The organism is Bacillus sp. ISL-46, assembly GCF_018613205.1.
Map to the genome: position 1 here is coordinate 1 of NZ_JAGGQR010000105.1, position 10,152 is coordinate 10,152.

A 10,152-nucleotide genomic window follows, 5' to 3' on the forward strand; every position below is an offset into this window, starting at 1 on the left:
ACAATTCGGGTGCAGTTCATAGTAGGAATCGGCTAAAAACGGAATATTTACATACCTATTTAAGAAAGGATTTAGGCATGACAACAGCGACAACCTCTCCACGAGCACAGAGAAGATCATTTGCATAAACTTCTGTCTCAACCTTAAACTTTTTAGGGTGGATTTCATGTACGGTTCCGATTGCTTTTAAAGGTATACCATGTGGAGTTGGCTTGAGAAAGGTCACGTTTAAGGAAGCCGTTACGAACCTTGGGGGCTCCGATCCATCACCAGCTGCATGTCCATTTTTTCGATGAAGCGCCAATGCAGCAGAACCTGTTCCATGACAATCTATTAACGAGGCAACAATGCCGCCATATACAAAACCTGGAAGTGCTAGATGCACTGATTCTGGTGTGAATATAGTTACTGTTTGTTCACCCTGCCAGCCAGTTCGAAAATGATGTCCCTCTTCGTTTAATCGACCACAGCCATAACACCAGGCGAAATCATCCGGATAATCATCCTGAATTGCTTTTAAAACTTTATCTTCCATTAATTTCTCCCCCTTCACCGAAAACGCTTTCATAGACATGATAACATTGTTAAAATTCCCTGGTCAATCAATTGACAAAATATTAGAAAATCCAAACATTTCACATAAGTTAGAAAAGGAAAACCCTTGTGATGCAAGGGTTTTCTTCTGAATATTTCTGTAGTAATAACAAATAGACTCTATATGGAGCAAAAAAACCCAATTAGACTACTAATTCCAAACTTCCTCTGCAATTACCCTATTCCCTGCTTCCGGCTTAATTGATCCAAAAAGATAGTCACGAATCTACTACACCGATCAATATCCTTCATTTGGAGGCTAACCTCGATTTTTAGGGTGGCAATTAAATTTGTGTGTACGTAAAGCATATCCTTAAATTCATCAACAGCTCCGCAAAACTTCGGGTAACCACTATCCCCTGTGCCGATTACACCTGTCCGTACCTTTTTTACGTCCTGAGTTTCGAATGCACGATAAATCTCCATCATTTCTTGAGGAATTTCGCCATTTCCCCAAGTATAGGTTCCGATCACAATAGCCGCAAACTGGGATAAATCCCTAACTCGAAATTGCTCGATCCGAAAGAGAGAAACCATTACATTCTTCTTTAAAAATAACTGACAAATTCGTTCAGCTAATTCTTCAGTATTTCCTGTTTTGGAAGAATATACGATGGCAATTTTCATAACTCATCGAAACCGTTTGATTGTGTTACCTTTGCATAGCTTCTTGACTTCTGTTCAAAAAAATCGGATTTTGTTCCATTCATCATTTCATCACTGAAAACATGGATCCAAGGCATTGGGTTTACCCTTTCTTTATATAAGTTCTGTAAACCCAGCTGACGCAGTCGTTTATTTGCAAGATATTCGGTGTATCCTTCGTACTCGCTCAATTCAATACCATCTATATCCCTCAAAATCATATGTGCCCACTCTTTTTCAAGTTGGACAGCTTGTCCAACCACTTTATACACATAATCAATGTTAGCCTCAGTATGTAAATCCGGATTTTCTGTTAAAAGAATTCGTAGAAACTGTGCCATGAAATACGCATGTTGCATTTCATCCCGTTGAATATAGCTAATCATTGTACTAGTCTTAAGCATTTTTTGCTGGCGGGCAAGATGATAGAAAAAAGCAAAGCCAGCATAGAAATATATACCCTCTAGATTAATAGAATTCACACCTAGTTGAAATAAATTTTGTGGTGTAGGATTCTCACGGAAACGTTCATATGCGTCTAATATCAGTTGGTTTCTTTTTTGCACGAATGGATCATTTTTGGCTTGATTGAACCGATCCTTTTGTTCATTCAAAGGTACAAGTGAACTTAATATATAGGAATAGGATTCATTATGGACCGCTTCCTGCTGGGCGATGACAGCAAATATTGCTTTAAAGCTAGAATCTGTCACATAATCCATTACTTGACACATTGTTGGTGTTTGCAGGCTGTCTAAAGAAGCAAGTTGTGTATTTATTCGTAAAAAGACATCTTTCTCCGTTGAACTGAGAAAGTCCCACTGTTTTATATCATCTTGCATATTAATCTCTTGAGCTTTCCAAAAGTTTGACAATAATGTCTGATATAAATCGTATATCTGTGGATAGGCAATATCATTCCAGTTGAGCAAGCCTGATGATTTTCCATTAATAATACCGGTTGATTTATTGGGAAACTCGGGGTTTAACAGTTTTATTCTTGATAGCGGTAAATGAATATCCATAAAATAATCTTCTCCAATCTATTCTAAAAGATGTTAGCTATGGCAAGCATCACATTCGTCAATTTCTGTTTGAGATGTGCTTCTAACATAGTACGTTGTCTTTAGTCCTTGCTTCCAAGCTTCCATATGCAGGTTGAGCAAGTCCTTTGCTTTTATATCGTGCCTAACATATAAATTAAAGCTAATGCCCTGATCAATATGGCGTCCACGTGCCGCATTCTGTTTAATACTCCACACTTGATCTAATTCATGTCGCGAGCGACGATAATAGTCATATGTGATATGGTTTAAATCCGGTGCAGTAACTTTAAATTTAAAATTTTTCTTTTCCTCTGCATATTCAACAGAATAGATAGGATCGATTCCGTCAGTGGAACCTCCAATTTTCGCTGTGGATGAGTTTGGAGCGATAGCCATTAACCATCCGTTCCGAATGCCATTATTAACGACATCCCTTTTTAGTTCAGTCCATCTTTTCGATTGATAATTTTTCCGTTCAAAATAACTTCCTGTATGCCATTCTGAATCCTTAAATAGACTATAAGACCCTTTCTCCTTTGCTAGTTCCATTGATGAACGGATCGTATAAAATGCAATGTCCTCATACAGATGATCTGCATAATTTACCGCTGCTTCAGACTCCCAGTAAATCCCTTTAAGAGCTAGTAGGTGGTGCCATCCAAATGTACCAAGACCCACGGCTCTGTACTTTTTATTTGTAAGTTGAGCCTGTCCAACAGAGATTGTATTTAAATCAATCACGTTATCGAGCATTCTTACTTGGATCCTAATTAAACGCTCTAAAACATCTGCAGGGACTGCTTTTGCCAGATTAATAGACGATAAATTACAAACAACGAAATCACCAGGCTTCCGAATTATCACGATATTGCCCTCTTCATTCTGGTATTCGTTTACAATCGTCGTTGCGGACATATTTTGAGCAATTTCTGTACATAAATTACTGCAGTAAATAGAAGTTCGGCCCTTACCCAATACATGCTTATTCGGATTTTGCCTGTTTACTTCATCACGATAGAACATGTATGGTGTTCCTGTTTCTAATTGAGCAACCATGATTCGTGTCATAATATCCATGGCACGGTAGGTTTTACGAGGAAGAAGCGGGTTACCTGCGGCCTCTTCATATTTCTCGGTAAATAATTTAACATCCGTTTCATCATAAAAATCCTCAAGTCCGAGAAGGTTCCCTTTTTCATCCTTCCAGCCCATAAATTGTTTTACTTGATGGGGACAAAATGTATGCCACTGCCCAATACTTCTTCCATCCTCATCTTTCTCTTCTAATTTTTTCATAAATAGGTCTGGTATCGTGACACCCGTGAAAATGTCATGGGCCTTACGGCGTTCATCCCCATTATTGGTTTTCAAATCGAGAAAACCGTTCATGATATCTTTATGAAATAAATCTAGGTAAACCGCAATGGCACCTTGCCGTTGACCTAACTGATCAACACTGACAGCTGTATTATTTAACAATTTAATCCATGGCACAATTCCGGAAGAGTTTCCTTTGAATTTCTTAATATCGGAACCAAGGGCACGAACTTTACCATAATAAATCCCTATACCACCGCCATCCTTGCTTAGCCGAGCAATATCCCAATTATTTAAATAGATGCTATCAAGGGAATCATCTACTGTATCAATAAAGCAGGAGGAAAGCTGACCAAAGCTTTTGCCTGCATTCGCTAAAGTGGGGGTAGCAACCGTCATATATAAATTACTAAGTGCCCAATACGCTTCCTTTACAAGTTGGAAGCGGATGGACTTCTTTTCATCCTTCATAATCGTCATGGCAATAATCATGAACCTCTCCTGCGGGAGTTCATATACATTTCTATTATGATCTTGAGCCAGATAGCGATCCGCCAGTAAAAATAACCCTATGTAATTAAATAATAAATCTTTATCTGGATTTATCTCTTTTGCTAGTTGCTCGATTTCATCTTTGCTATATAAGCTAAGTAAATTATGAGAATATATCCCGGTATCAGTCAATTCTTTTATTAATCTATAAAAATCTCCATATTTTAAAGAACGATTATAGCCTCGATTTTTTGCTGACTTTCTATATAATTCATTCAGATACAAACGGGCAGCGACAAATGTCCAATTTGGTTGGTCTATTGCAATTTGATTCACAGCATATAATAAGGCTTGGTGATTAGCTTCCCCCTCTGTTTCATCCAGTTTACTAATTTGCTCTTTAAGCTCCGTAGTATCTATCTGATATTTTTCTGAAACTTGATTAATAGATTCTAATACGTAATTAAGTTCTGCTTGAATCTCCTTAGTTATCATTACATTTCCCCCTATAATAAAAAAAATCCGCTCAACGGTAATTGAGCGGATGAAACGATACACTACAAAAGGAATAAAAAAATCCAATGCCTCCTGTCGCCACCGTTCATCTTCTCAATCCCCGAAGAAGTTGAAACATCTTAAGAAAGACAGGTCTCCTGACTCATGCTTCTTCCTACTTTGAACCCTTCCCATATAAGTACCTAATAGATTAGACATTTCTTATACAGTGGTTTGCTCATTTCGTCAGCATTTACAGTTGCGGGGGCAGTTCTGGATTTACACCAGATTCCCTATTAAGCCACAATGGCATCGTCTCTTAAGGTTAACACAATATATAGTTTGATTATTATTTATTGAAACAATATATAGTGAATCGATTAATTTAAATAATAGTATAGTCACCAAAATAATTCAAGTCTATTATTAAATAAAAATGAAACCTATCTGGCCTGACACCTTTTTTTAAAACACCAAGGATGTCACTGAACCCTTTGTATTCTATTTTGAATGCCATAAGTGAACGGTTTTGGCTGGGCTTTACTGAAGTTAACTAATGCATCAAGGTCAACGGGTCCGACTTCTTTGTTTTTAGCTTGAGTAAATACAGTAAATCCATCTCCGCCTCCAGAAAGAAAAATATTCGCTGTCACAGAATAGGATTTATTAGGATCCATTTCCGTGCCATCTGGAAGCTTGGTGCTCACTACCCTTTGCCCTGCTGGTTTATTTGGATTCCAAGTATAGCTTAAGCCAGAAATCTGCAGCATGTTCGTTTTTGTTGCCCCCCACTGCTGGTTAAGCAATTCTCGGATTTGCTGTCCCGTCATCGACATTTTGACAAGGTCATTATTAAAGGGCTGTACCGTGTAAATTTCTCCCCAGGTGATATCGCCAGGATCAATATCGGCTCGAATGCCGCCAGGATTCATAAAGGCTAATTCGGTATTCAACGCTTTCCTTTGTGCATCCGCAATGAAATCGCCAAGCACTGACTCACCATTTTCATTTTGCTTGGCCGTCAGACTTTCAGATGAAGAGCCAACAACTTGATTAACTATCGGTTCTATTTTTGCTTCATATCCTTCTATCATTTTCTTTATTTCGGGATCGGGCTCGATTCCTTCTTGAAAGGTAGTTACAATCTCAGCTCTTTTTGAGACAATATCCTTTGTTTTAGGATCTATCTCAAGATCAACATCAGAGAAAGCAGTTCCATAGGAATAGGATTGAACAACTAGTTTATTGTCAATCGTTGCGTTCATATAGGCATGGTTATGGCCGCCGAAGATGATATCCACTTCATCGTCGACCTGGTTTGCGATATCGACAAGCTGCCCTGCTGGATTTTCTCCGTTTGTACCTGAAGTGCCTGGGTTATGGGCTAAAACGACAATCGACTTTACCCCTTGTTTTTTCAACTCCGCTACATTCTGATTAATTGCTTCTACTTCATCCGTGAATTTTAATCCTGCCACACCGCTAGGGACAACAAGCGTTGGAGTCTCAGTAGTTACCACACCGATAAAACCAATGGGCATCCCATTTACTTTGATCACTTGATAAGGAGGCAGAATCGTTTTTCCTGTTTTCTCATTGACTACATTGGCAACAATCCATGGGAAGTTTGAACCTGCAAAATTGCCAGTTTTCGGATGTGTTCCCCCTTTTATGAGGCGCATCAGTTCCGTTAAACCTTCATCAAATTCATGATTACCAACAGTACCGATGTCAAAACTCAGTTTGTTCAAGATCTCGATTGTTGGTTCATCCTGTAAAAGGGCCGAAATTGGAGGGCTGGCCCCAACCATGTCTCCATCTTCAACCAATAGCGTATTTTTATTTTCTGCTTCACGCTGTTTTAAATAGGCTGCTAAATAATCGACCCGACCGGCCGGTTTCCCGTTAACTTTCCGAGTCACATTTAATTGGCCATGCAAGTCATTAATCCCTAATAGTTGGACCTGAATGAAACGATTATTTGCGGCCGGTGGCTTTCCCTTTTTGGGATTGACCGTTTCTGGACGGTTGGATTTATGTCCATGATATTCTTCAGATAACCCTTGATCTTTTCCTATAGTTGGTTTCTGTCTGCTAACCTCTACAACTTGAGGCTTAGTAACAGTTTGAAATTGATTATCCATATCCCTTAGGGCACGAGCTGAAGCACTTTGATATCCCGTTATCGCCACCAGTGCTAGGATCGTTAAGGAAAGAAGCGTTTTTTGAAACAATTTCATACTATTCCTCCTACAATTTTCTAAAAGAACCAAAGGTATTTTTCTCCTTGTAGGTTAGGAATATGCAGAAAAGGCACCAAAGAAGTTTGGTGCCTGACACTCATTATTGTTTGACTATCAGACTTTGGTAGGTTGAGGATGTCCTTACTTCGATGGTTAAGGTTCCCTTTTTATAGATGGATTTAATGATAAATGGGGCACCGGTGGTATTCTGAAATTGAAAGTCCGGTCCACCATAAGATACGGTTGCATCTCTGCCAGCAGGTACATACCCAACCGACAAGGAATGGTGATGTTTTTCAATATAACTAACACCTACCTGATCCACTGCATTGAACAGGGTTGATGACGTCTGGCAAATTCCTCCGCCGATTCCGTCGACTAATTGCTTATTTACAATTTCCTTCGCCTTTTGATATCCGTGGGCGGCATCACTTGGACCTACAGTGGTATTAAATGAGAAAATATCTCCCGCTCCGACAATGATATTATTAATGGCCTGTGCCGACAGCTGAATATTCTTTGAACGGCCTACAACTCCGCTATTAAATCTCGTTGTAAAGCTTGCCACGACAACTTCCCCTAACTGGTCAACATCCTCAGGCTTATAACCGCTCTCGGTCACATATAAAGGTAGTTCGATATCTCCACCCGTTGCTGATGCTGTTATGACCTTTTCAACTAACTCTGATTCCTCTAAGATAATTCTTGGTTTGCCTTTAATGATTTGACCATTGGAGTCAATCTTATCAAGAACCATTCGTTGGTCATATCCTTTGGTACTTTCCGTCCCTCTTGCTAAATCCTTTGCCCATTTTTGAAGTTCCTTTTTATAGGTTTCATTATCGGTTCCAAAACCCATTTCCACCGGTAAAAAGGTTTCCAAAATAGCATTTGTATTCGGATCAATGACATTTACCGTAATTGGTTTTGGTTCTTCTTCATTCTTTGGTTCTGGTGGTGTTTTATTGGGCTTTTGTTGTCCTGGTTCAGATACTTTTTCTTCAACTTTCTTTACTGTATTCGTTTTTTCTGTACATCCGGCAATAAGTATTAAGCTACAGATTAATAAAATTGATACTAGCCACGAGCTCTTTGTCATTTCCCCCAACCTCTTATCCTTTATTTTCATGCAGTAAATGCTGACCTCCAACGAAGTCCATTCATTCTTGGATTTTATTCCCGTTTGCATGTCAATATGACTTATATGTATTGATTAATATGCAAAAAGCCCCTTAGGTGTAAGGAGCTTAATCAGTGAAGATATATGATTTTTTTGACCTGTAAATTATCTTACGCTGCTTTTCATCATTGGTTGAACCACTTTTGGTTCCGAATATGTGCGTTCATTTTTCTTATAGGCGTGCCAATATGCGAGTGCGATAAAGACAGATCCGCCAACCGCATTGCCTAGAAAGACAGGGATAAAATTTTCAATATATCCTAGCCAAGTAAAATGGCCGGCAAATATCGCTGCAGGAATCACAAACATATTCGCTACAACGTGTTGGAATCCGATTGCGACAAATGCCATCGTTGGAAACCAAATACCTGCAATTTTTCCGACCATATCGTTTGCTCCATAACAAAGCCACACTGCCGCTGCCACCAGCCAATTACAGCCAATCCCCGAAACGAATGCTTGGAGAAAGGTTGCTTCTAATTTATGGTCAGCAATACTAAGCGTTCTTTCCAAGAACGGGCCTGATTCGGTAAGTCCAACCAGATGTCCAAAAAAGTATGCTACAAAAATGGCCCCGATAAAGTTACTGACCGTAACAAGAAACCAGTTATAGACAACCTGTCTAGTGCTAATTTTGTTCGCTATTCGAGCTAGAGGCAAAGCCATCATATTTCCTGTTAATAGCTCACCACCTGCAAGCAAGGTGAGGATAAGGCCGATTGGGAAGACAGACGCACCAATCAAACTGCTTAACCCCTCTAAATTTCCTGTTAAAGTTGCTGTGACACGGATGAAAAGTAAATAACCTAAAGCAATGAACGCACCTGCTTCAAAACCTAATATCAGTGTTTGTAAAGGAGGGTATTTTGATTTTTTTACTCCATTTTCAACGGTAATTCCCATGATTGTTTCGGGTTTACTATATCCCATTTGATATGCTCCTTTTTAAATGAACCATTTAATATGTGAAACATTTAACATACTTCTATTTTATAATAAATTCTTCTAAAATCCTGTGAATATTTCTTTAACTATTTTAGAGCGCTTACACTTACTTTTGTAATCTTGCTTTTATATTCAAAATAGCTTACTTCCCTTACTTAATAGAGGTATACTGATTCCAAGGTGATATGGTAAAGAGTATAGAAACACTACAGGAGTTACGAACGGAGACGAATGGTCTAACAGATCAGTATGTTAGTCGGTATCCCAAACCCGACCCATTTTGCTACACTTTTTAAAAAATAACCAGCCATACTCCATCAGAGTATCGCCTAATGATCCGAAAGGAATAAAGAATGGAGTTTTATACAATGGAAAAGAAAATTTATTGGAGTTTGTTTGTATATGGTCCATGGAAAATGTATCTCGCAGCAACGGTAGATGGACTTTGTTATGTTGGGTCCAATCATAAGGACTTCGAAGAACTGGTGACTTGGGTCCAAAAAAAACTCCCGCATCACCTTTTGGAGCGTGATGATAGAAAATTACAACCTTTTGTAGACGAATTCACCGAATATTTTCAAGGAAAGCTCACGTCTTTTACCTTTCCAATCGATTTTCAAGGGACTCTCTTTCAACAATCTGTTTGGAACGTATTAAATGAAATTCCCTATGGATGCACACATACTTACTCAGAAATCGCGGAACTCCTGCAGAAACCTAAATCGGTACGTGCCGTTGCCGCTGCAATTGGGGCAAACCCGATATTAATTACTGTTCCTTGTCATCGTGTGATTGGTAAGAACGGGAAGTTAACTGGTTTTCGCGGCGGTTTAGATATGAAGGAAAAACTGTTAGATTTGGAAAAAGAACCCTCCACTATGAAAGGTGTAATCACACATGCGAAATAAACCAAAAAGGCAGAGAGAAAGTCTCTGCCCCAGATCTCGAATTTACGCTTATTTGCACTAGCCTTAACATGTGTAGAATCAATGAGTATATTTATGATGAATACTACGATTGTTATATCTGTCCGCAAGGACAAATACTGAAATATGCAACGACGACGAAGAATGGAAAGCGTCAATACTTTTCTAATCCGTTTGAGTGCCAAAATTGTCCTTTACTTTCAGAATGCACGCAGAGTAAAGAACATAAAAAATTGATTGAGCGACATGTTTGGGAACATTACATAGAA

General features: G+C 38.9%; 8 protein-coding genes, 1 pseudogene and 1 riboswitch. Of the genes and pseudogenes, 2 read left to right on the forward strand and 7 right to left on the reverse strand.

All coding sequences use genetic code 11. From position 1 onward, the window contains the following. Positions 1–55: 55 nt before the first annotated feature. From J7E67_RS30240 to J7E67_RS30270, 7 genes are all read right to left on the reverse strand, one after another. A complete protein-coding gene (locus tag J7E67_RS30240; RefSeq protein WP_214733415.1) occupies positions 56–535 on the reverse strand; it encodes a PaaI family thioesterase in 480 nt (159 codons plus the stop codon). Between the two features lie 233 nt (positions 536–768). Next, the gene (locus J7E67_RS30245; RefSeq protein WP_214714802.1) at positions 769–1,221 is read right to left on the reverse strand and encodes a flavodoxin domain-containing protein; all 453 of its coding nucleotides are present in this window, start codon (positions 1,219–1,221) and stop codon (positions 769–771) included. Continuing rightward, positions 1,218–2,264 carry a ribonucleotide-diphosphate reductase subunit beta gene (locus J7E67_RS30250; RefSeq protein ID WP_214714800.1) on the reverse strand — a complete coding sequence of 349 codons (1,047 nt, stop codon included), beginning with the start codon at positions 2,262–2,264 and terminating at the stop codon, positions 1,218–1,220. Before J7E67_RS30250 ends, J7E67_RS30245 begins: the two co-directional genes overlap by 4 nt. Positions 2,265–2,297: 33 nt before the next feature. Continuing rightward, positions 2,298–4,589 carry a ribonucleoside-diphosphate reductase subunit alpha gene (locus J7E67_RS30255; protein WP_214733416.1) on the reverse strand — a complete coding sequence of 764 codons (2,292 nt, stop codon included), beginning with the start codon at positions 4,587–4,589 and terminating at the stop codon, positions 2,298–2,300. A 131-nt stretch (positions 4,590–4,720) separates the two neighbouring features. Further along, positions 4,721–4,922, reverse strand: a riboswitch (cobalamin riboswitch). 149 nt (positions 4,923–5,071) lie between these two features. Next, complete coding sequence (locus J7E67_RS30260) at positions 5,072–6,829, reverse strand: bifunctional metallophosphatase/5'-nucleotidase (RefSeq protein WP_251027102.1); 1,758 nt, start codon at positions 6,827–6,829, stop codon at positions 5,072–5,074. Between the two features lie 103 nt (positions 6,830–6,932). Continuing rightward, the gene (locus J7E67_RS30265; RefSeq protein WP_214733417.1) at positions 6,933–7,931 is read right to left on the reverse strand and encodes a VanW family protein; all 999 of its coding nucleotides are present in this window, start codon (positions 7,929–7,931) and stop codon (positions 6,933–6,935) included. A gap of 186 nt (positions 7,932–8,117) precedes the next feature. Beyond that, positions 8,118–8,942 (reverse strand): formate/nitrite transporter family protein, encoded by an 825-nt coding sequence (locus J7E67_RS30270; RefSeq protein ID WP_214733418.1) that lies wholly within the window; start codon positions 8,940–8,942, stop codon positions 8,118–8,120. A gap of 383 nt (positions 8,943–9,325) precedes the next feature. On the opposite strand from J7E67_RS30270, the gene J7E67_RS30275 reads away from it, so the two are divergent. Further along, positions 9,326–9,865: a methylated-DNA--[protein]-cysteine S-methyltransferase gene (locus tag J7E67_RS30275; protein ID WP_214733419.1), complete on the forward strand. Its 540-nt coding sequence runs from the start codon at positions 9,326–9,328 to the stop codon at positions 9,863–9,865. Between the two features lie 74 nt (positions 9,866–9,939). Then, positions 9,940–10,152 (forward strand): annotated as a pseudogene (locus tag J7E67_RS30280) (transposase); the annotation flags it as partial.